Origin of the sequence: Antarctobacter aquimaris, from assembly GCF_900184945.1 — a bacterium.
Taxonomy (GTDB): Bacteria; Pseudomonadota; Alphaproteobacteria; order Rhodobacterales; family Rhodobacteraceae; genus Maliponia; species Maliponia aquimaris.
In genome coordinates this window covers 1-20,642 of record NZ_FXYF01000030.1, presented here as the reverse complement: position 1 = coordinate 20,642, position 20,642 = coordinate 1, and the positions used below count along the sequence as shown (strand labels likewise).

At 67.2% G+C, this 20,642-nt stretch carries 18 protein-coding genes; 9 read left to right on the top strand and 9 right to left on the bottom strand.

Annotated features, from left to right (window positions below; all coding sequences use genetic code 11):
• Positions 1–33: 33 nt before the first annotated feature.
• The 8 genes from MAA8898_RS25110 to purC form a co-directional block, all read right to left on the bottom strand.
• The gene (locus tag MAA8898_RS25110) at positions 34–615 is read right to left on the bottom strand and encodes a YdeI/OmpD-associated family protein (protein ID WP_094023762.1); all 582 of its coding nucleotides are present in this window, start codon (positions 613–615) and stop codon (positions 34–36) included.
• Positions 615–1,949, bottom strand: coding sequence for a sigma-54-dependent transcriptional regulator (locus tag MAA8898_RS25105; RefSeq protein ID WP_094023761.1), 1,335 nt, complete (start codon positions 1,947–1,949; stop codon positions 615–617). The genes MAA8898_RS25110 and MAA8898_RS25105 overlap by 1 nt, the downstream gene beginning before the upstream one ends.
• A 7-nt stretch (positions 1,950–1,956) precedes the next feature.
• Positions 1,957–3,717, bottom strand: coding sequence for a sensor histidine kinase (locus MAA8898_RS25100; protein WP_094023760.1), 1,761 nt, complete (start codon positions 3,715–3,717; stop codon positions 1,957–1,959).
• 37 nt (positions 3,718–3,754) lie between these two features.
• Positions 3,755–4,420, bottom strand: coding sequence for a phosphoribosylformylglycinamidine synthase subunit PurQ (gene purQ, locus MAA8898_RS25095; protein WP_094023759.1), 666 nt, complete (start codon positions 4,418–4,420; stop codon positions 3,755–3,757).
• A gap of 92 nt (positions 4,421–4,512) precedes the next feature.
• On the bottom strand, positions 4,513–4,743 hold the full coding sequence (gene purS / locus MAA8898_RS25090) for a phosphoribosylformylglycinamidine synthase subunit PurS (protein ID WP_094023758.1): 231 nt from the start codon (positions 4,741–4,743) through the stop codon (positions 4,513–4,515).
• A 129-nt stretch (positions 4,744–4,872) separates the two neighbouring features.
• Entirely contained in the window at positions 4,873–7,038 is a 2,166-nt protein-coding gene (locus MAA8898_RS25085; RefSeq protein WP_094023757.1) for a right-handed parallel beta-helix repeat-containing protein, read from the bottom strand.
• Positions 7,039–7,195: 157 nt separating this feature from the next.
• Positions 7,196–9,670 carry a bifunctional trypsin-like peptidase domain-containing/SEL1-like repeat protein gene (locus MAA8898_RS25080; protein WP_094023756.1) on the bottom strand — a complete coding sequence of 825 codons (2,475 nt, stop codon included), beginning with the start codon at positions 9,668–9,670 and terminating at the stop codon, positions 7,196–7,198.
• A gap of 106 nt (positions 9,671–9,776) precedes the next feature.
• Complete coding sequence (purC, locus tag MAA8898_RS25075) at positions 9,777–10,538, bottom strand: phosphoribosylaminoimidazolesuccinocarboxamide synthase (RefSeq protein WP_094023755.1); 762 nt, start codon at positions 10,536–10,538, stop codon at positions 9,777–9,779.
• Positions 10,539–10,723: 185 nt separating this feature from the next.
• Between purC and MAA8898_RS25070 the strand changes: the two genes are divergently transcribed.
• From MAA8898_RS25070 to MAA8898_RS25050, 5 genes are all read left to right on the top strand, one after another.
• Positions 10,724–11,038 (top strand): DUF1476 domain-containing protein, encoded by a 315-nt coding sequence (locus tag MAA8898_RS25070; RefSeq protein WP_094023754.1) that lies wholly within the window; start codon positions 10,724–10,726, stop codon positions 11,036–11,038.
• 148 nt (positions 11,039–11,186) lie between these two features.
• Positions 11,187–13,037, top strand: coding sequence for a phosphatidylglycerol lysyltransferase domain-containing protein (locus MAA8898_RS25065; RefSeq protein ID WP_094023753.1), 1,851 nt, complete (start codon positions 11,187–11,189; stop codon positions 13,035–13,037).
• A 145-nt stretch (positions 13,038–13,182) separates the two neighbouring features.
• Positions 13,183–14,046 carry a DMT family transporter gene (locus MAA8898_RS25060; RefSeq protein WP_094023752.1) on the top strand — a complete coding sequence of 288 codons (864 nt, stop codon included), beginning with the start codon at positions 13,183–13,185 and terminating at the stop codon, positions 14,044–14,046.
• Between the two features lie 169 nt (positions 14,047–14,215).
• Complete coding sequence (locus MAA8898_RS25055) at positions 14,216–15,496, top strand: outer membrane protein transport protein (protein ID WP_176445327.1); 1,281 nt, start codon at positions 14,216–14,218, stop codon at positions 15,494–15,496.
• A gap of 145 nt (positions 15,497–15,641) precedes the next feature.
• Positions 15,642–16,556, top strand: a complete 915-nt coding sequence (locus MAA8898_RS25050) for a DMT family transporter (RefSeq protein WP_094023750.1) — start codon at positions 15,642–15,644, stop codon at positions 16,554–16,556.
• Positions 16,557–16,781: 225 nt separating this feature from the next.
• On the opposite strand, the gene MAA8898_RS25045 is transcribed toward MAA8898_RS25050, so the two are convergent.
• Positions 16,782–17,279 carry a helix-turn-helix domain-containing protein gene (locus tag MAA8898_RS25045; RefSeq protein WP_176445326.1) on the bottom strand — a complete coding sequence of 166 codons (498 nt, stop codon included), beginning with the start codon at positions 17,277–17,279 and terminating at the stop codon, positions 16,782–16,784.
• Positions 17,280–17,554: 275 nt separating this feature from the next.
• On the opposite strand from MAA8898_RS25045, the gene MAA8898_RS25040 reads away from it, so the two are divergent.
• The 4 genes from MAA8898_RS25040 to MAA8898_RS25025 all read left to right on the top strand — a co-directional run bounded on the left by MAA8898_RS25040 (position 17,555) and on the right by MAA8898_RS25025 (position 20,641).
• Positions 17,555–18,379 carry a DNA-binding domain-containing protein gene (locus tag MAA8898_RS25040; RefSeq protein ID WP_176445325.1) on the top strand — a complete coding sequence of 275 codons (825 nt, stop codon included), beginning with the start codon at positions 17,555–17,557 and terminating at the stop codon, positions 18,377–18,379.
• Positions 18,295–19,506 carry a transposase domain-containing protein gene (locus tag MAA8898_RS25035; RefSeq protein WP_176445324.1) on the top strand — a complete coding sequence of 404 codons (1,212 nt, stop codon included), beginning with the start codon at positions 18,295–18,297 and terminating at the stop codon, positions 19,504–19,506. The genes MAA8898_RS25040 and MAA8898_RS25035 overlap by 85 nt, the downstream gene beginning before the upstream one ends.
• 66 nt (positions 19,507–19,572) lie before the next feature.
• Positions 19,573–20,349 carry an AAA family ATPase gene (locus MAA8898_RS25030; RefSeq protein WP_094023746.1) on the top strand — a complete coding sequence of 259 codons (777 nt, stop codon included), beginning with the start codon at positions 19,573–19,575 and terminating at the stop codon, positions 20,347–20,349.
• Entirely contained in the window at positions 20,342–20,641 is a 300-nt protein-coding gene (locus MAA8898_RS25025) for a hypothetical protein (protein ID WP_094023745.1), read from the top strand. The genes MAA8898_RS25030 and MAA8898_RS25025 overlap by 8 nt, the downstream gene beginning before the upstream one ends.
• Position 20,642: the final 1 nt, after the last annotated feature.

The following is a 20,642-nucleotide window of genomic DNA, read 5'->3' as shown; positions in this document are numbered from 1 at the left end:
AGGGCCCCCGTTGGGGCCCTTTTTCGTTACACCTCAGCGGTCCTGCATCCCCTTGCCTTGCAAGATGCGGGGGGCATGGCGGTCGATCCGCGCGGTGCGTGTCGCGGCCTGTTTCGCGCCCCCGAAATGCAGCAGGTAGCCACGCCGCCGCCCCGGGGTCAGCGCCTCGAAGGCGGCGCGAAACGCCTCGTCCGCCTCCAGCTGCGCGGTCAGCTCCTCGGGGTAATCCAGGTCATCCTTGGCGAACTGCACCCGCGCGCCCGAGGTTTCGACCGCGATGGCGCGGGTGACATAGTCGGTGATCTGCCCGGCCCGCGCCTCGATCTCGGCCACGTCCTGAAAGCTGAAATACTTCGACGCGCGCGAATTGGGACCGGTCAGGATCAACGCGCCTTCGGGGTCGTCGATCAGCGTGCCCTTGAAAAAGGCCAGCCGGCAGCCATCGGAAAACCCACCGATGATCGCCACGTTGGATCCCTCGTAGCCATAGCAGGCCTGCCCCCATTTCAACGCCTCGACCAGCGGCGTACCGGCAAGGACGGCGCGCAAGGCGCGTTTTTCGGCCCCCCAGCGGGGATCGGAAAAGAAGCTCTCCAGATCGCCCGCGCGCGGCATCAGAGATAGTCGGCGCGCGCCAGGCCGTATTTGGCCATCTTTTCGTTCAGGGTGCGGCGCGGCAGGCACAGCTCGTCCATCACGGCCGAGATCGAGCCCTTGTGCCGGCGCATGGTGTTGTCGATCAGCATGCGTTCAAAGGCCTCGACATATTCCTTGAGCGGCTTGCCCTCGGTGGTCATGACCGGCTGCATGTCGTCGTGATCGCTCATCAGCAGCGAGGCGATGGTGCCCTGCCCCCGGCGCGATTGCAGCACCGCGCGTTCCGCGAGGTTGATCAGCTGGCGCACGTTGCCCGGCCAGGGCGCCTGCAACAGCTGCGCCGCCTCCTGCGCCGAGACCTTGGGCGCCTCGCAGCCGTATTCCTCGGCAAAGGATTCCGACAGGCGGGTGAACAGCGTCAGGATGTCCTCGCCGCGCGACCGCAGCGGCGGCACGACGATGCGCAGCGCCGCAAGGCGGTAGTACAGGTCGGGGCGCAGCGCCTGTTCGCAGGTGCGGCCTTCTTCCTGGAGGTTGGAAATCGCGACGATGCGGGTTTCCGGCGGCGTGCCCTGGTCGTTGATCGCCGACAGCAGACGGGCCTGGGCCGCGTCCGACAGCACCTCGATGTCCTCCAGCACCAGCGTGCCGCCGCGCGCCTCTTCGATCGCCGGCAGGCGGGTGTCGTCGGGCTGCATCGGGCCGAACAGGCGGCGCATCAGCGCGTCCTCGTCCATCGCCCCGCAGGAGACCAGCGTGAACTTCTTGCCCGCGCGCGCGCCCACGGCGTGCAGCGCATGCGCCACCAGCGTCTTGCCGGTGCCGGTCTCGCCCTCGATCAGCACGTGGCCGTCGGCCTGGCCCAGATCCAGGATGTCCTCGCGCAGCCGCTCCATCGCGCCGGACGCGCCGATCAGCTTGCTCATGATCTGGCCGCCGTCGGCCAGTTCGCGCCGCAGCGCGCGGGTGTCCAGCGTCAGGCGGCGCTGGTTGGTGGCCTTCTTGGCCAGCTCGGACATGCGGTCCGGGTTGAACGGCTTTTCCAGAAAATCGAACGCGCCGATGCGCATCGCCTCGACCGCGATCGGCACGTCGCCGTGGCCGGTGATCATGATGACCGGCAGCGAACTGTCGGTGCCCATCAGCTTTTTCAACAGCTGGATGCCGTCCATGCCGGGCATCTTGATATCGCTGATCACGATGCCGGGGTAATCGGCGTTGAGCGTGCCAAGGGCTTCTTCGGCGCTGGCAAAGGTTTCGGTGTCATAGCCCGACAGGGCCAGCCACTGGCTGATGGACTGGCGCATGTCTTGTTCGTCATCCACGATGGCGATCTTCATTGCATTGGCCATGGGCAGTTTACTCCGCTGCTTCTGTGGATTCGTTCAGGACCGGCAGTTGCATCTCGAAGACGGCGCCGCCGTCCTCGCCGTTGCGGGCGGTGAGACGGCCGCCAAGGTCCGAGACGATCCCGGAGGAGATGGCAAGGCCAAGGCCGACTCCATCCCCGGGTTGCTTGGTGGTGTAGAAAGGTTCGAAAAGCGCATCGAGATCCTCGATCCCGGTTCCATTGTCCCGCACGCTGAGTGTCGCGGTCTCGCCCGCGGCGAGGATGATCTCGACCTGGGGGTCATCTACAGACTTGGTGGCGTCAAGCGCGTTGCGCAAGAGGTTGACCAGAACCTGCTCGATTCGCATCCGGTCGCCCATCACCCGGACGGGGGTGTCGGGCAGGATGCGGGTGATCTTGACCCGGCGGGATTTTAGCTGCGGTTCCATCATCGACAGCGCCGAGGCCAGCGCGTCGGTCATGTCCACCGGGCTCAGCTTTTCCTGACCCTTGCGGGCGTAGCTTTTCAGCTGGCGGGTGATGGCGCCCATGCGTTCGATCAGATCGTCGATGCGGTGAAAGGCCGACAGCGCCTCGTCGGGGCGGTTGCGGCGCAACAGCAGGCGCGCGCCCGCGAGGTAGGTCTTCATCGCCGCCAGCGGCTGGTTCAGCTCGTGGCTGACGGCGGCCGACATCTCGCCCAGGGCGGCCAGCTTGGAGCTTTGCGCCAGGCTCTGCTCGGCCACGGCGAGGTTCTTCTGCACGCGCTCGCGTTCGGCGATCTCGCGCTGGAGGCGGGCGTTCAGCGCGCGCAGCTCGACGGATTCGCGCTGGAAAAAGGCCATGCGCAGCGCGGTCTTGCGCGACAGCGCGTAGAACACCAGCGCCGCCAGGATGGCAAAGCCCATGATCTCCAGCGCCAGCACCGCGTTCACCCGCTCGCGCACCGAGGCATAGGTGGTGAAGGTGATCAGCGTCCAGCCGCGGAACGAGATGCGCCCGTCGATCCGCATCACCGCCTCGCCGCGCAGGTAGGCGTCGGCGTTCTGCGCGGTCCAGTCGGTGGTCGCCTGGATCGCCCGCTCGATGGCGCTGCTGGGCGGCTGCTGCATCAGAGCGTCTTCGATGGTCAGCCCGCGCCAGCGCGGTTCGGTCGACAGGATGATCACGCCCTCGGAGTCGGTGACCATGATCGCATCGGTGATGCCGGCCCAGGCGCGTTCGAACTTGGCCAGGTCCACCTCGACCACGATCACGCCCACCGTCTCGCCCGCGCTTTCCATGCGGCGCGCGTAGGTGAAGCTGTAGTTGTTGGTTTCCTGCGGCAGCGCGGTGAACACCGTGGTGTTGGAGCGCAGCGCATCCACGAAATAGGCCGCCTCGCGGTGCGCCTCGCCAAGGCGGTTGCGGTCGGTTGCAGCCACGGTGCGGCCGTCGCGGTCCAGCAGCATCAGGGAGGCGGCGCCGATCTCGTCCACGAAGGAGATCAGCCGCTGCGAGCTCTGGCTATAGTCCTGCGCGTTCAACGCGGTGATCAGCGCCGGGTCGCGCGCCAGCAGCTGCGGCACGATGGCGTTGCGGCGCAGTTCGGACACCAGGTTGCCGGAATAGAGCGCCAGACGCAGCTCGGCCCGGTTGCGGGTGGTTTCGGTAAAGCGTTCGGTCAGCAGCCAGTTGGTCACCCAGACGGTGGCCACCGCCGCCAGCAGCAACAGCACAAGCGCAATGCGCGCCCGCCCCGAAAAGGGGCCGGCGCGGCGGGATCCGGAATTGGTGCTGGATGAAGCCATGCGGGGCAGGATAGGCCGCGCGGGCGTTTGCCTCAAGTCAGGCGGCCGTCAACGCCGTCGCAAGATGCGCGAAAAGGCGCGCACCATCCTGGTTTCCATGCGCGGCTTCGCTCGCACGCTCGGGATGCGGCATCATGCCCAGCACCCGGCGGTTGCCCGACAGGATGCCGGCGATGTCGCGGGCCGAGCCGTTGGGATTGTCGGTGTAGCGGAACGCGACGCGGTCCTCGGCCTCCAGCGCGTCCAGCGTCGCGGTGTCGGCGTAGTAGTTGCCGTCATGGTGCGCGATGGGCAGCGCGATCTCGGACCCGGCCTCGTAGCCCTCGGTAAAGACGCTGGGCGCCTCGACGCGCAGGCCGACCGTGCGGCAGATGTATTTCAGCCCGGCGTTGCGCAGCAGCGCGCCCGGCAGCAGCCCGGTTTCGGTCAGCACCTGGAAGCCGTTGCAGACCCCCAGCACATAGCCGCCGCGGTCGGCATGGGCCTTGACCGCGCCGATGATCGGCGCATTGGCGGCGATGGCGCCGCAGCGCAGGTAGTCGCCAAAGGAGAACCCGCCCGGAATGCCGACAAGGTCGACGCCGGCCGGCAGCGCGGTGTCCTTGTGCCAGACCATGTCGACCTGAAGACCGGCGTTGCGAAAAGCGCAGGCCAGGTCGCGGTCGCAGTTCGATCCGGGGAAAACGATGACAGCGGCTTTCATCGGGACGATCCTTTCACGGGTGACGCAGGTGTCGTAGTCGGTGCCGGGTCTCCCGGCAAGTCCGGTCGCGGCGGCCGCGCGGCCAGGTCCGGTCAGACAGTCTCGAAGCGATAGCTTTCGATCACCGTGTTGGCGAGCAGCTTTTCGCACATCTCGGTGATGGTGCTGTCGGGTGTGCCGTCGGCGAGGTCCAGTTCGATCACCTTGCCCTGGCGGACGCCCGAGACGCCCTCGAAGCCCAGCGCGCCCAGCGCATGGCGCACCGCCTCGCCCTGTGGATCCAGAACCCCGGCCTTGAGCATCACATGCACGCGCACTTTCATCGGTTGTCCCCTTCCTTGGCTCAGGCCGCAGGAAGCGCATCGCGGCCCGAAATGCAAGAGGAAAGCCCCGAAATGCAGAACGCCGCCCCCGGTTGGGGGGCGGCGCCGTCGCGGTCCTGTGCGGCCCGCTTATTCCTTGTTGCCGCGGCGGATGACGTTGCCGGCATCGGCCTCGATCCGGAAGGTGCCCGCGGTGTTGCCGGCCAGGTCGTTGTTCTCGTAGGTGCCGCCGCCGCCTTCGCGCACCCGGATCGCCTCGTAGACGTTGGCGGCGATCTTGTTCGAGCGGACGATCGGGGTCGAGGCATCCTTGACCGAGATCCCGTAGAAGCCGTTGCGCACGATCTCGTTGTTCTCGATCACGCCGCGGCCGCCGTCGTGCACGTAGATGCCGGACTGGATGCCGTCGCGCAGGACGTTCTCGTAGACCGAGGGGTTCGAGTTCGACTTGATCTCGATCCCGGCGTAGGCGTTGCCGTATATCTCGTTCTTGGTGATCCGCACGGTGGCGCCGTCCGAGGTCATGATCCCACCCTGCTGGCCGTCGCGCACGGTGTTGCCGATGATCAGCGGGTCATCCGCGGCCTTGGCCTCGATGCCGGACAGGGCGTTGTTGAAGACGATGTTGGCCTCGTACCGGCCCTTGCCGCCCTCGTTGATGAAGATGCCCGAGCCGCCGCCGTCCCGCATGGTGTTGTTCTTGACGACCGGGTCGGCGCCTTCCTTGACCTCGAGACCGGCGAGGGAGTTGCCGAAGATCGTGTTGTCCTCGATCAGCGCCTTGCCGTTTTCGAACATGAAGATGCCGCCCTGCGCGCCGTCGCGGATGATGTTGCGGCGGACGGTGGCGCCGTCGTTGCCCCGGATGGCCAGCACGGCCAGGCCCTTGGACGACATGTCGTTGTCCTCGAGGATGACGGAGCCGCCGGCGATGTGCACGTTGAAGTACTGGCCGCCGTCCTGGAGGATGGTCATCCGCGCGATGCGGCCCGACTCGGCGGTCCAGCGCACCGCGTTCGCTTCGGCGACCTGCAGCACGATGTCCTTGACCGGGCCCACGCCGACGATCTCCAGCGGCTTGGACACGTCGATGCCGCGGGTGTAGGTGCCCGGGTAGACCTCGATGCGGGTGCCCGGCTCGGCCGAGGCGACCGCATCGGCCAGGTCGCGATAGTCGCCGCCGCCGGTGGCCTTGACCGTCAGCACCGGCACGTCGGAGGCCGGCGGCGCCACGGTGGGCACCGAGCACTCGCGCTCGAGGATGCGGGACGCCATGGTGGCGAAGGTGTGCTTGGAGCAGTCGGTCAGGTAGGCCTCGTAGCCCGCGCAGCCCAGGATCTTGGCCTCGGCCCAGAGCGCCGAGCAGACGTCGCCCTGCGCCACCGGCGTCGGGGTCGGCGTGGGGGTCGGGGTGGGCGTCGGTGTCGGCGTGGCCGGCGCGATCCCAGAGCCGACAACCGCGGCCTTCAACACGCGGCTTTGCGGCAGGATCCGGGTCATCGGAATCGCCATGTTGAAGCCGGTGCGGCTGTCGCCGGCATGGTGCAGCGCGACCACGCGCTTGTCGCTGAGTCGCAGCACCGGCGAGCCGGAGTTGCCGCCCAGCGTGTCGCAGCTGTGCATCAGCTTGCCCTCGGTCGAAATCGCCGGGTTGGCGGCGGCACAGCCTTCGCGGCTGATGTGCTGGGCCTGGCCCTGCGGGTGACCGATGATCCAGAGGAATTCGCCGTCTTCCGGATCGGCCTGCGCCAGTTCCAGCTTGCCGTACTTGGTCGACGGGTTGCCGAAGACGCGCAGCACGGTGTAGTCCAGCTCGCGGCTGGTCTCGATGATCTGCGGGCTGACGGTATAACGGTCGACCCCCTCGGAACTGCCCGGCTTGATGAAGCCGGCAACGAACTGCGCCGCCTGCACGCCGCTGTCCGAGCCGGTCGGGTCGCCGTCCATGCCCGGAATGCAGTGGTGATTGGTCAGGATGTGCTGGTCGTCGACGATGAAGGCCGTGCAGAAGCCGGTCTTGCCGTCCTTGAACAGCATGTCCAGCCGCCCGATCGGCTTGCCCAGGCGCACCGCCGGGCTGGTTTCGCCGTACTTGATGATGGGCTCGTTCTGGTAGTCGCCAAAGGCCTGTTCGAAGACAAGGCCGTTGGCCCCGCCCGAGGCCGCCTGGCGCGGCTGGATGATGATTTTGCCGAAATCCGAAGGATCGAATTCGGCGGGTCCGGTCTGTGCCAGGGACTGACCGGCAATGACCGCCCCTGCGCAGAGCGCGATTGCTGAGATGACTTGACGCATGACAATGTCCCCGTTGGCAAGAATATGCCATTGAACCTACGTGAGCGGACTTCCCCCGCCAAGTAAAGAATTCCTTGCCTGAAGGTCTTCCGGACGCCGATTCGCGCGGGCTTTCTTCCAGGTGCTCGGAGTCCAGGCGCAAGGGCGCGCGGCGCCGTCAGCGCCGGTTTGTGCCGACAAGCTGCTCCAGCACGCCGCGCGTCCGGGGACCAAAGGCGCCGTCCACGTCCCCCGGCGACAACAGGCCGCGCGCGGCCAGATCGGCCTGCATCGCGCGGATGGTGCCGTTGGGCAGTTTGCCCAGCTGGGTGATCGGATGGGCGTAGCCATCGGCGATGGAGTCGATCAGCAGCGCGGCGGCGCGCGTGTGATCGGTGCGCACGGCCCGGCCGAGGCTGTAGTAGACCCCGAGCGAGAACTTGCCCTGCGGATAGCCCGCCGCAGCCGTTTCCTCGAAGATCTTCAGCGCCTTGGCATAGTCGCGCGGCACCCCGCGCCCCGAGTTGTAGACGGTGCCGAGGTGGTACATCGCCGGCAGGAAACCTTCGTCCGCCAGAGCGCGGAAGACCGCGGTGGCGGCGGACTGGTTGCCCAGTTCGTACTGCGCGCGGGCCAGCGCGTAGCGCACCGCCACCTCGTCGCTGACCTTGACGGCCTCGCTGCACACCTCGAACGCGGCGCGTTCGTCGAAATCCGAGGTCGCCACGCCTTCGATGCCCTCGACGCTGAACTGCGGCGCGCCCAGTTCGAGACAGCGGGTGACGACGGCGGGCCGCGCGGCGTGCTGTTCGCGCAGCAGCGCCTCGCGCGCCTCGATCTCGCGCAGGCGCGTCTTGCGGTCCGAGACCTGTTGCGCCGCAAGGTTGCGCCAGTCCCGCGCCTGGCCGGCGATCCGCGCGATCTCGGCCGCCATCTCCATCTGCTCGGCCTCGTCGGACACTTTCAGGACCTTGAGGAATTCGGTCATCCTGGGCAGTTCGGCTTCCAGCGCCGCCATCCGGGTGCGCGCGCGGGTGTATTCAAAGGCGGTGTCGCGCGCGAAGTCCTGCCAGAGGTCGGCCACCTCGGCGGCGGCGGGTGCCCGCGCGGCCTCGGCCCGGCGCTGGCCGCTGCGCGCCGCGCTCAGCAACTCGGGATACCCCTCCAGCAGGATCCGGGTGACGGTGATGTCGCCTTCGACCTGCCCGCGCAGGGCCTCGGCCTCGGCGATGCGCGTTTCCGAGCCGCCCTGCGCACTGGCGGCAGCGGCCAGCCGCGCGGCCTCGGCCTCGAGCCCCGGCAGCCGGGCGTCCAGCGCGGTGCGGCGCTGCGTGGCGGCGGCCAGCAGGTCGCGCGCCTGCGCGGCCTTAGCCTCGGCCGTGGCCAGCGCGGTGTCGACCTCGGCCGTGGTCGTGGCGCGCGTCAGCGCGGCGCGGGCCGCGTCGATGGCGCGCAAGAGGTCCGGCATCTCGCCGGTCGGGGCCAGCACCGCGTCGCGGTCGGCCTGAGCCTCGGCATGGGCGTTTTGCCAGAAGCGCTGGACCTCGGGCGCAATCCCCGCCGCGTCGCGCCGCGCCGCAAGCCCGTCTATCAGGTTCGAAACATGCGCGGCATGGGCCTGAAGGCTCTCCTCCGCGCGCGCCACCTCCGCGCGCCGGGCCGCGACGCTGCGGTCGGCCTCGGCGATCCGGTCCGCGAAGGAGGTGTCGGTGCAGACCTGGTCCGCCAGACCACGCGCCAGCGGCGCCAGCGGATGGTCCGCGCATTGCGTCAGGAAGGTCTGGTAGCCCAGGCAGCCGTGCTGCCCGGCGGCGTTCCACAGCACCTGGCAGGCGCCCTGACCTTCGGACGGCGGCGCGGCGGCGGCCTTGAGGATCTTGCTGTTCTTCAGGATGCGGGTCATCGGGATGGCAAAGTTGAAGCCGGTCCGGCTGTCGCCGGCATGGTGCAGCGCCACCACCTTGCGGTCACTGACGCGGAACACTGGCGAGCCGGAGTTGCCGCCCAGCGTGTCGCAGCTGTGCACCACCTTGCCCTCGGAGACCGGCGGATCGGCGGCGGCACAGCCTTCGCGGCTGATGTGCTGCACCTGGCCCTGGGGGTGGCCGATGATCCAGAGGAATTCAGATGCCTCCGGGTCCGCGTCGGCAATCTCGACCGCGCCAAAGCGCGCCGAAGGGTCGCCGAACACCCGCAGCACCGAATAATCCAGCTGCGCGCTGGACTCGAGCGCCTCGGTCGCCACCTGGAACTTTTCCGCGCCCTCGGCCTGGCCCGAGTTGAGGTAGCCCGCCACGAATTGCACCGCCTGCACGCCATCGCCGCTGAGGCCGGGAATGCAGTGGTGATTGGTCACAAGGTGTTCGGGATCGACGATGAAGGCGGTGCAATAGCCGCTCTTGCCATTCTTGTAGAGCACGTCCAGCCGTCCGACCGGCATGCCCAGCCGCCGCGCGATGCTCTTTTCACCGTAGTTCAGGACGGGTTCGTTCTGGTAGTCGCCAAAGGCCTGTTCCAGCACCACCCCGGTGCCGGTCGACTGGCGCGGCGCGACGATGATCTTGCCGAAATCCGCCGGGTCGAACTCGACCGGTTGCGCCGCCAGCGGCACGGCGGCCAGCGCTGCGAAACAGGTCAGGGCGAAACGGCGCATTCCCGGGACTCACACAAATGACGTCCCCACCACCCTAGCGGTCCGGTCGCCACAACGCCAAGTCCGGATTTCCGGGGGCCTGGCGCCCGCCCCCGGAGCCGCGGTGTCAGTTGATCAGCTTGGGCTTGCCCAGGTGGGTGGCCTGCTTGGGCATCACGCCCAGGCGGCGCGCCACCTCGGTGTAGGCGTCGGCCAGGTTGCCCAGGTCGTGGCGGAACACGTCCTTGTCCAGCTTCTGGCCGGTCTCGATGTCCCACAGCCGGCAGCTGTCGGGCGAAATCTCGTCGGCGACGATCAGGCGCTGGTATTCGCCGTCGTAGACGCGGCCGACCTCGATCTTGAAGTCCACCAGGCGGATGCCGACGCCGTACATCAGGCCCGACAGGTAATCGTTGACCCGCAGCGCCAGCGCGACGATGTCGTCCATGTCCTGTTGGCTGGCCCAGCCAAAGGCGGCGATGTGCTCTTCGGTGACCAGCGGATCGCCCAGCTTGTCGTCCTTGTAGCAATACTCGACGATCGGGCGCGGCAGGGGCGTGCCCTCTTCGATGCCCAGCCGCTTGGACAGCGACCCGGCAGCATAGTTACGCACGATGATCTCAAGCGGGATGATCTCGCAGGCACGGACCAGCTGTTCGCGCATGTTCAGGCGCTTGATGAAATGAGTCGGCACGCCGATGCCGTTCAGGCCGGTCATGAAGAACTCGCTCAGGCGGTTGTTCAGCACGCCCTTGCCTTCGATCACGTCCTTCTTCTGCGCGTTGAAGGCCGTCGCGTCGTCTTTGAAGTACTGCACGATGGTGCCCGGTTCGGGACCTTCGTAAAGGATCTTTGCCTTGCCTTCGTAGATCTTCTTGCGCCGTGCCATCGGGGCCCCTTCCAAACGGATCAGCCGCGCAGGGAGAATCCATGCGCGGGCTGAACCTCCCATAATGCACGCCCCTGCGCGCCGCAAGCCATCCGGGGCGGCTGCGGCGCTTCTACCCCTTGCGCGATGTCGCGCGGGGCGTCATATCCCGAAGGCAAAGAGACCCATGCGAGGGAGCCGCAGCCATGACCACCTTCGACGATCGCGAAAACGCGTTTGAAAACAAGTACGCCCACGACGAGGAAATGAAATTCCGCGCCGAAGCGCGCTGCAACAAGCTGCTGGGCCTCTGGGCGGCCGAGCTGATGGGCAAGAGCGGTGAAGACGCCAAGGCCTATGCCGTCGAGGTGGTGAAAGCCGATTTCGAGGAAGCCGGGCACGAGGACGTGGTGCGCAAGGTCGCCAAGGACCTCGGCGCCAAGGCCACCGCCGACGAGATCCGCTCCAAGCGCGCGGCGCTGCTGGTCCTGGCCAAGGACCAGATCATGAAAGAGGTCTGACCGCCCGCCAGGGACCGGACCGATCGCAGGCGCGCCCCTTGTCCGGGCGCGCTTTTTCGTTTGATTGTCATGATTTCGGGGCGAAAGTTAACCTTTTGGCCCGGCTTGCTCTGCTAAGCCCGGACTAACTGCGGCGGAGCGCCCCCCAATGAACATCGCAGACGGAATGCCGGCGGGGCAGATCCGCCGCCTGCTGCCCCCTCTCCTTGGGCTGGCGCTGTGCGGCCTGCTCTGGAACGAGGCGCGCGCGCTGGACTGGCCCGCCGTCGGCGTGGCCTTTTCGCAGATCCCGCTGTGGCGCTGGGCCGCCGCGGCGCTTGCCACCACGCTGAGTTTCGCCGCCATCGCGCAGTACGACGTGTTGGCGCACCGCCACCTGCGCACCGGCGTCCCGCCCCGGGTCGCCCGCCGCGCCGGGGCGGCCGCCATCGCCGTGGGCCAGACCACCGGCTTTGGCCCGGCGGTCGGCGCGGCGCTGCGCTGGCGGCTGCTGCCGGACCTCGGTCACACCACTGTCATCGGCCTCACCGGGCTTGTCACGCTGAGTTTCCTGGCCGCCTGGGTGCTGCTGACCGTGACGCTGGCGCTGCCGGTGCTGGCCGGGCTTCCCTGGCTGACCCTGCCCGCCTTTGCCTGCGGGGCCGCCGGACTGGCCGCCGGGCTGCTGTGGTGGCCGCGCGTGACCCTCGGCCGCCGCGTGATCGCGCTGCTGTCGCTGCGCGGCATGGCGGCGATGACGGTGCTGGCCGGGGCCGACATCGCGCTGGCGGGACTTGCCCTGGCGCTGCTGCTGCCGGCCGGGGTGGCGCCGCCCCTGCCGGTGATGCTGGCCGCCTACGCGCTGGCGCTGGGGGCCGGGCTGATGGGCGGCACGCCGGGCGGCGTCGGCCCGTTCGAACTGACCCTGCTGACCGTGATGCCGGGCACCGCCGCGCCGGACCTCGCCGCGGCACTGCTGGCCTACCGCCTTATCCATTACGCGCTGCCCTGCCTTTTGGGGGCGGGATACGCGCTGCTGGCCGCGCCCTGGCACGCCGCGCCGGGCTCATCCGCGCGCCTGCCGCGCTCCGGCCCCCGCGCCGAACTGGCCATCGCCGCGCAGTCCGACACCAGGGGCGTCTTTGCCGGGGCCGCCTGCGCCACCGCCCTGCGCAGCCCGCACAGCCTGGTCCTGTTCCTCGGCCCGCAAACCGGCCGGATCGAGCCGCTGTTGCCGGCGCTCAAGACCGCCGCGCGGGACGAAAACCGCCTGCCCTGCCTTTACAAGCTGACCGCCCGCGATGCGGCGCGGGTGCGACGGGCGGGCTGGATCACCGCCGCCTTTGCCGTCGAGGCGGTGATCGACCCGCGCCGCCATGACATCGACGGCCCCGAGCACCGCCAGCTGCGCCGCTTTCTGCGCAAGGCGCGCGCCGGGGGCGTCACGGCGCGCCGCCTCGCCGTGCCGGACTGGGCCGCGTTGCAGCGGATCCACGCCGCCTGGGAGGCCGAGCACGGCCCCGAAAGAGGCCTGACCATGGGCCGCTACTGCCCGCTCTACCTGGCGGACAAACCGCTCTACGGCGCGTTCCAGGGCGACACCCTGCTTGCCTTCACCTCCTGGGTCGAGGGTCCGGGCGTGCTGTCGCTGGACCTCATGCGCCACCTGCCCGAATTGCCGACCGGCACCATGCATGCGCTGATCCAGACAGTGATCGACGACGCGCGCCGCGCCCGGCTGAATGAGGTCAACCTTGCCGCGCTGCCCCACCCCGCGCTGCCCGCCGGGCTGTCGGAGACCGCCGGGCTGCTGCGCTTCAAGAGCAGCTTTGCCCCGCGCTGGCGGCCGCTTTACATCGCCGCGCCGTCGGCCCCGGCGCTGCTCGTGGCGGCCGCCGACATCCGCATCGCCATCCGGCGCCCGCCGCCGCTGCCGCGCCGCACGGCGGACCTGTGGCACCTGGACCAGTTGCAGGACCAGCCGCCAGCCGCCGCCCAGCTGCTGCACAAGGCCGGCTGAGGGCCGCTGCGCGTCTTCCCTTGCGAAAAAGCAGCCGCACGCTGTCGAAGCGCACGACCGCGCGACACCGCCAAACCCGCGCGGCATCTGGACATTCCGCGCCGCCTCTGGGCAAATGCGCGGCGGAACGACAGGACACCCCCCGATGCACGACACCCTGCGCGGCTGCCTCTGGATGACGGGCGCCATCGCCTCCTTTACCGTCATGGCCATCGCCGGCCGCGCCGTGAGCCTCGACCTCGATACCTTCGAGATCATGCTCTACCGCTCGCTGATCGGCATCGTGCTGGTGGTCGCGGTGGCGCGTATGGCCGGCACACTGGGCCACATCACCCGGCGCCGCATGGGCACACACCTGCTGCGAAACCTGTTCCATTTCTCCGGCCAGAACCTGTGGTTCTATTCGATCACCGTGATCCCGCTGGCGCAGGTCTTTGCGCTGGAATTCACCTCGCCGTTCTGGGTGATGCTGCTGAGCGCGCTGATCCTGTCCGAACGACTGACCCCGAACCGGATCGCCGCCGCGGTGCTGGGCTTTGTCGGCATCCTGATCGTCACCCGCCCCTCGCCCGACACGCTGGAGTTCGGCCAGCTGACCGCCGCCCTGGCGGCGATCGGATTTGCCGGGTCGGCGGTCTATACCCGCCTGCTGACACGGACCGAACGGATCACCTGCATCCTGTTCTGGCTGACCGTGATGCAGGCCACCTTTGGCCTGATCTGCGCCGGGTTCGACGGCGACATCGCGCTGCCCGCCGCGACCAGCCTGCCCTGGGTCGCGCTGATTTCCATCGCGGGGCTTGTCGCGCATTTCTGCCTGACAACCGCGCTGTCGCTGGCCCCGGCCACCGTGGTCATGCCGATCGACTTCGCCCGCCTGCCGGTGATCGCCCTCGTCGGCGTGGCGCTCTACGCCGAGGCGCTGGACCCGCTCGTGCTGCTGGGGGCGCTGGTCATCTTCGGCGCGAACTACGGCAACATCTGGTTCGAGACGCGCCGCCGGCGGTGAAGCAAGGAAAATCGCAGCCCGGACCGCCGCCGCACGTCATGGTTGTTACATTTTGATGACGCTGCGTCCGGGAACGTAAAGTTGACGTATCGTCAAAATTGACCGCCCGCCGGACCAGCACCTACCCTTCGTCTCAGGAGACTTCCCACGCTCAGGGATGAGGGATAAAATGAAAAGAATGATAACGGGGGCCAGCCTGCTGGCCTTGTCGTCGGTCTGTGCACAGGCCGATGGGTTGGACCGCTCTGGCCAGAGCGTTTCGTCGATCTTTGCCGCCGACGGGACAGTGACCACCACCTTCGGGCTGGTCATGCCCAACGTGACGGGCAAGGACCTCGCCGGAAACAGCTACGACGCCGGCAAGGACTACTCGGTATCCAGCCTCAGCTTCACCAACGCGCTGAACGATCGGTTCAACTACTCGGTCATCCTCGACCAGCCCTACGGCGCGGACGTCTTTTACGACAACGACCCGCTGACCACGGCGCTGGGCGGCACGCTGGCGGATGTCGACAGCACCGCGCTGACCTTTGTCGGCCGGTACAAGATCAACGACCGGTTCAGCGTCTTCGGCGGCATTGGCGTCGAACGCATCGACGCCAACGTCGCGCTGAACGGCCAGGCCTACGCGGCGGCGATCTCGACCGCCGCCGTGGCGTCACGGGTGCCGGGCCTCGACAGCGCGCTGCTGGGCAAGGCGCTGCGCGGCGACCTCGCGGCAGCAGGGGCCATCGACGGGGCCTATGGCGCGGGCACGACCGCGGCCCTGGGCGCGCGGGTGCGCACGGCTGTGGCCGGCTTCAACGCGACCGACGGATATTCCTTCCGCATGGAAGACAGCACCAAGCCGACCTACCTGATCGGCGCCGCCTACGAGATCCCGGACATCGCCCTGCGGATCGCCGGCACCTACCGGTTCGAGACCAAGCACAGCGCGAAGATCAGCGAAAGCCTGCTGGGCACCGACTACGACGGCTCGACCCCCGGCTACGACAACACCATCGACTTCGTGACGCCGCGCAGCTTCAACCTCGACTTCCAGACCGGAATCGCGGCCGGCACCCTGCTGACCGCCTCCTACCGCTGGTCCGAGTTCAGCCAGGTCAACATCACGCCCACCGTGCTGGGCCGCGACCTTGTCACCATCGAGGACGGCCACCGCTACACGCTGGGCGTGGCGCGGCAGTTCAACGACCAGTTCTCGGCATCGCTGACCTACATCTTCGAACCGGAGGACGGCGAACAGATCGTGTCGCCGCTGGCGCCGACCGACGGGGTCAAGGGCATCTCGCTGGGCGGCCGCTACAAGACGGACAGGTGGAACGTGTCGGGCGGTCTCAGCTACCTGATGGTGACGGATGCCTATCCGGGCGTGGCCGACCGCAAGGTTGCACGCTTTACCGACAACAGCATCGTCGCCATCGGCTTCAAGGCCGAGATGTCGTTCTGATCCAATCATCCCGGGCCGTCCTGCACGGCGCGGGATGGACAACCGACGAGGAGGCCGCCGCGCGCGGCCTCTTTTTCATTCCGGCAGGAGACAATGCGCAATTTCCGGGTCGCGTGTCTGCCCGGCAATGGCGTATCGCAGAGCCATGACACAGACCTCGCTTTCCCCCCGCGCCTGGGCCGAACTGATCCTGCTCGGCCTCATCTGGGGCGGTTCCTTTCTCGCCATCCGCACCGCGCTGGACGAGATCGGGCCGCTGACCTCGGTGCTGTTCCGCACCGGCATCGCGGCGCTGGCGCTCTGGCCGGTGATCTGGCTGCGCGGCATCAAGGTGCCGCGCGGTGCGCGCCTCTGGGCCAGCCTGCTGGTGATGGGCGTGCTCAACAACGTCATCCCCTTTACCCTGATGGCCTGGGGGCAGCTGCACATTCCCACCGGCCTGACCTCGATCCTGAACGCGACCACGGCGATTTTCGGCGTGCTGGTCGCGGCGATCGTCTTTGCCGACGAAAAGCTGACGGCGCGCAAGGCACTGGGGGTCACGCTGGGCTTTGCCGGGGTGGCCACCGCCATCGGTCCGGCCGCGCTGCTCAACCTCGATCTCACCTCCACCGCGCAACTGGCGGTGATTGCAGGCACATTCTCCTACGCCTGCGCCGGGGCGTGGGCGCGGTCACGGCTGTCGGGACAGCTGGCGCCGCTGGCGGCGGCGGCGGGGATGCTGACCTGTTCCTCGTTGGTCATGCTGCCGCTGACGCTCTGGTCCGAAGGGGTACCGAACCTGGACCTGCACCCCGCCACCTGGGCCGGGATCCTCTATTATGCCCTGATCGCAACCGCTTGCGCCTATCTTCTCTACTACCGGGTGCTGGCCATGGCGGGCTCGGGCAACCTGATGCTGGTCACCCTGCTGATCCCGCCGGTGGCCATCGTGCTGGGCGCGCTGGTGCGCGGCGAGGAACTGCACACCGAGGCCTATGCCGGCCTGCTGCTGCTGGCGCTGGGGCTGGCGGTGCTGGACGGGCGGCTGCTGCGATGGCGGCGTCGCGCGCCGGTTTGACGGCGCAGGGGGCGCTGCTGACGGCGTTCACATGGTTTGACCCTTGCCGGAAAAAAGATCAAGCGTTTTCAGTTGGTTGCGGAGGGGCGATTTCACCGGGTTTGATACTTTTCCGGGAATTTCGGGCTGAAATGGCCTATCCGGAGCCGGAGGCGTCGGAAAAAATCCAATGATTTCAGTGAAGGCTTGCGCGGAAGTGTGGGGTGAATTGCCCACACTCGACGGTTACTTTGGGCAGTCGAAACCGTGTTCCCGCAACAGTTCACGATCCGATTGCATGTTCGCTTCCAGATTTCCCAGGTATTCATGTATCGCCATCGCGAATGCGGTCTGAAGGTTGTAGCCGTCTTCGCGTCGAAGAGCGTTTAGCTGCGCTTCAGCTTGAAACATGATCTGGAAAAATGCGCCGCCAGCCATGTAGGAACTGACGATCTGCTTGTAGTCTCTCGCATCGTTCAATGGCCGAACAGCGTTTGAGAAACGAAGCAGCGACAGGCCGAACGCGTAGTCGTGCCATGTGCCCCAATTTGCAGGCGGCGTGTGCATTGTCGGTGATGTTCCGGCTTCCAAGACCTCAAGGTATCGACTTGGAATACTTCCCCGCGTCTTCCACGACGAGATAGTGCTTTTGTGAACTCCGAGCTTGTCCGCAAGTTCCGTATCGTTTGACGCCCCGACTACTTCTCGAAGACGTTGCAACGCGTTCTCAATGAAGTCTGTCACGACGGCACTTGACCCCGATATGCTTTCAGAATAGTTTGCATGTATACCGATACGTAGGCATGCGGACACATAGCAAACTGTACTCCATCAGATCAATTGGTGAAAGAGGTAAGGGCAGCATTGATCCTGCGCGGATCGTCGCTCTCAAAACTCGCCAGTGAGCTGGGTGTCAAAAGGCAGAACCTTACCAAAGCCTTGAAAGGCGAATGGCAGGGCGAGAAGGCCGATGCTTTGGTATCCCGAGTTCAGAAGATTTGCTTCGCCGGGGCGCAAAGGTGATCGTTCGAGTAAGCAATATCTGCGGTCTTGCAGGTGTGCCGAGCGACAAGACGGCAGCGTTTGCGTGGCTCGACCGTCAAGGCATCAAGACGACCTCCCGAAAGGTACAAGGCGGCCAAGCCGAACACGTTTCCATTTCCGACCTCCCCGAGAAGGTGCGGCGGGCCTATTGGCGGCGCGAGCTGGACCGGCTGCACCTCGATCAAGGCCAGTTCGACGACGCGGCGCACGCGGTGTTCATGGAGGCTCCGGCCAAGGCCCGCGCGCGGGCGGAGCGCAAGGCGCTGATCGCGGCTACACTGACCGGCCTTCGGGCACGGGGCCTGAAAGGCAAAGAGTTGTTCGCCGTGGTGCGGCAAAAGTTCGGGAAAGACGGGACCTCCGACAAGGATTTAATGCGTGTTGAACGGCGTGTTAAAGGCGTCGATCCGATCAACTACGCGCCCGCGCTCCTGGACAACTACAAGCCCACGGCAAAGCACGCGGAGTTCAGCGAAGAGGCATGGCGCTTCTTCCTGACGATGATCCGGGACGCCGCGCCGGACTGGCCCCTGAAAGAGGCGTGGCGGCGCGTGCGGGATGCGGGCCGGGTGACGGGATGGTCGGTGCCCTCCTATGCGACTTTCTTCCGCCGCTGGAAGGAGTTGAGCGAGGCGCAGCGAATGCACGCACGGCATGGCCGCGACGAAACCGCCAAGCGGCTGAGCATCCCGGCGCAACGGGACAGACGACGCTCTTGCCGCTTGAGCTGGTTTCCCTGGACGGGCGCACGCTCGATTTCTGGGTGGACTGGGGCGACGGCAAGGCGGCGCGGCCCGTGATGCTGGTGCTGGTGGACGTGGCATCGAACATGGTCCTGGACTGGGAACTTGGCCCCTCCGAGAACGCGGTGGGCACGGTGCGGCTGATCAAGCGGGTGTGCGAGCGCCACGGCATCTTCGACACGCTCTACACCGACAACGGTTCCGCCTTTGCCGGGCACCTGGTGGCGGGCGGGATGCCGCATCGCTTCCGCAACGGTGCCGCGACGGGCGTGCAGCCGATGGGTATCTGCAAGATCATGGGCATCCAGACGGTATTCGCCCTGCCCAAGAACGCGCAGGCCAAGATCGCGGAGCGCACCTTTGCCGCCCTGTCGCGAGCGGTGGACGATGGGCCGGAGTTCTTGGGCGCACATGCAGGGCACGCCCCCGGTGCCAGCCCTTCGCCCAAGGTGGTGCCGGTCCCTGTCGAGACCGCGAAGGCGGTCCTGGCGCGCGAGATTGCGCGGCATAACCGGGAACCCGGACGGCGCAGCCAAGGCGCGCGCGGCCGCTCCTATCAGGAGATGTTGCGCGACGGGCTGGCGGAGCGGGAACAGCTCGGGCGTCCGGTGCGCCGGGCATCGGCTGAACAACTCTACCTTGCTGGGCTGATCTGGAAGCCGGTTGCGGTTGACCGCTACGGGCGCGTTGCGGCCAACGGCTGGCAGTATGGCGGGCCGGAGACGCAACAGGCGCTGTTGCGCTTCCACGGCACCGGTCAACGCATCCTCCTGGGGCGCGACCCGGACGATTTCAGCGCGCCGGCCATGGCCTTTGACGATGCCGGCAACCTGATCTGCCGGGGCATCGAGCCGGTGAAGCGCGGCCCCTACGCCAGCGTTGACGGCATACGGGACGCAGCCCGCAACCGCAAGGCGGCTCGGGTGGCGACGGACGCGGCCAAGGCCGCAAACGACTACCTGGACGATGCGACGATGCGCGCGGCCATGGCAGCGCTCAACGCGGCGTCGAAGGTGGACGATGCCCCGCCGACACCGCCGCGCAAGGTTGTGGGCGCACGCTTCGGGCGGGTGCTGGCCTCGCGGCAGGAAGATCCCGTTGAGGATGACGAACTGTCAGGAGTGATTGAAGAATTCGACCGTGCCCCCGGGTTCGACCCGAGGCGCGTTCTAAGCGGCCAGTGACGTCTGAACCACGTCACGGGCCATTCACCGGCGGGCGCAAGCCCGCCAAGCAAAGCGGAGACCAGAATGGCAGAGCATCTGCATATCATCAAGCCCATACAGCCGAGGCCCGCGTCCGGGCTGATCCTGACGGAGACGGCGAAGGACATCCTGCGGTCGGTCAAGCTGGTCGCGGACGAGCCGGGCACCCTGACCATGGTGGCGGGCATCCCCGGTAGCGGCAAGTCCGAGACCATGTTGCGCTACGTCCAGAACAACCCCGAGGCCATCAAGCTCGATATCGTCGCGGGTGAAGGCAAAATCTGGGACCTGGCAGCCGCCTTCATGGAGTTGTTCGAAATGGGCGTGCCGAACAACCGCCGGATGCGGGAAGAGCGTTTGCGGATCACCGAGGCCATCGGCGCCGGGCGTGTCGTGATCTTCGATGAGGCGCAGTATATGGCGACCTACAACCCGCGCGGCGGTTTCAACTTCGATGCCTTCGAGTGGGTGCGCGCCATGGCCGAGGAGGGCTATTTTTCTGTCGTGTTCTGCGGCGACCTGTCGCTTGCCGACACGATCGGCGCGGTTCCGCAGCTCCGGCGGCGCATGGTGCGGCCCGTGGTGATCCGGTCCATCCCGAAAGGCGACGTGGCCGCTTTTGCGGCGGCGCGGGGGGTGACGGATGCCACGATCACGGATGCCCTCGCGGCCACAGCCAAGCGGCATGGTGGCCTTGCGGACGTGAAGCGGGTGCTGGACCACGCGGCGCAGCGGGCCGGGGATGGGAAGGTCACGGCGGCGGATGTAAAGGCGGCGTTGCTGTACCTGGGACTTTCTGCGCAGGGAGGCGGCAATGTCTGATCGTGACGTGAAAGTGATCATCGCCCTCAAGGCATCGCAGATCGAAGAGACGCGCCGCCTTGCCCTGGCGATGGGCGAGTTTCCGACAATCGCGTGGAACTATGGCCAGCGGATTGCCGCCATCGTGACCAAGGAAGGCGGAACCACGGAGGACGCGAAGGAACTGGACGAGCTGGTGGCCGGTCTGATCACGGATGCCGAGACCGCCAAAACCGAAAAGCGGCCCCTCGCGCCTCTCATCGAAACCGCCATGATCCACGATCCCGAAGGCCGGAAAGGACCGCTGCAATGAG

Bases quoted from the DNA above. Each gene is read 5' to 3' on its own strand.
- MAA8898_RS25105 (WP_094023761.1), bottom strand. From the start codon at position 1,949: ATGGCCAATGCAATGAAGATCGCCATCGTGGATGACGAACAAGACATG.
- MAA8898_RS25055 (WP_176445327.1), top strand. From the start codon at position 14,216: ATGAAAAGAATGATAACGGGGGCCAGCCTGCTGGCCTTGTCGTCGGTC.
- MAA8898_RS25030 (WP_094023746.1), top strand. From the start codon at position 19,573: ATGGCAGAGCATCTGCATATCATCAAGCCCATACAGCCGAGGCCCGCG.
- MAA8898_RS25025 (WP_094023745.1), top strand. From the start codon at position 20,342: ATGTCTGATCGTGACGTGAAAGTGATCATCGCCCTCAAGGCATCGCAG.
- purQ (WP_094023759.1), bottom strand. From the start codon at position 4,420: ATGAAAGCCGCTGTCATCGTTTTCCCCGGATCGAACTGCGACCGCGAC.
- MAA8898_RS25070 (WP_094023754.1), top strand. From the start codon at position 10,724: ATGACCACCTTCGACGATCGCGAAAACGCGTTTGAAAACAAGTACGCC.
- purC (WP_094023755.1), bottom strand. From the start codon at position 10,538: ATGGCACGGCGCAAGAAGATCTACGAAGGCAAGGCAAAGATCCTTTAC.
- MAA8898_RS25085 (WP_094023757.1), bottom strand. From the start codon at position 7,038: ATGCGTCAAGTCATCTCAGCAATCGCGCTCTGCGCAGGGGCGGTCATT.
- MAA8898_RS25110 (WP_094023762.1), bottom strand. From the start codon at position 615: ATGCCGCGCGCGGGCGATCTGGAGAGCTTCTTTTCCGATCCCCGCTGG.
- MAA8898_RS25100 (WP_094023760.1), bottom strand. From the start codon at position 3,717: ATGGCTTCATCCAGCACCAATTCCGGATCCCGCCGCGCCGGCCCCTTT.
- purS (WP_094023758.1), bottom strand. From the start codon at position 4,743: ATGAAAGTGCGCGTGCATGTGATGCTCAAGGCCGGGGTTCTGGATCCA.
- MAA8898_RS25060 (WP_094023752.1), top strand. From the start codon at position 13,183: ATGCACGACACCCTGCGCGGCTGCCTCTGGATGACGGGCGCCATCGCC.
- MAA8898_RS25065 (WP_094023753.1), top strand. From the start codon at position 11,187: ATGAACATCGCAGACGGAATGCCGGCGGGGCAGATCCGCCGCCTGCTG.
- MAA8898_RS25050 (WP_094023750.1), top strand. From the start codon at position 15,642: ATGACACAGACCTCGCTTTCCCCCCGCGCCTGGGCCGAACTGATCCTG.
- MAA8898_RS25080 (WP_094023756.1), bottom strand. From the start codon at position 9,670: ATGCGCCGTTTCGCCCTGACCTGTTTCGCAGCGCTGGCCGCCGTGCCG.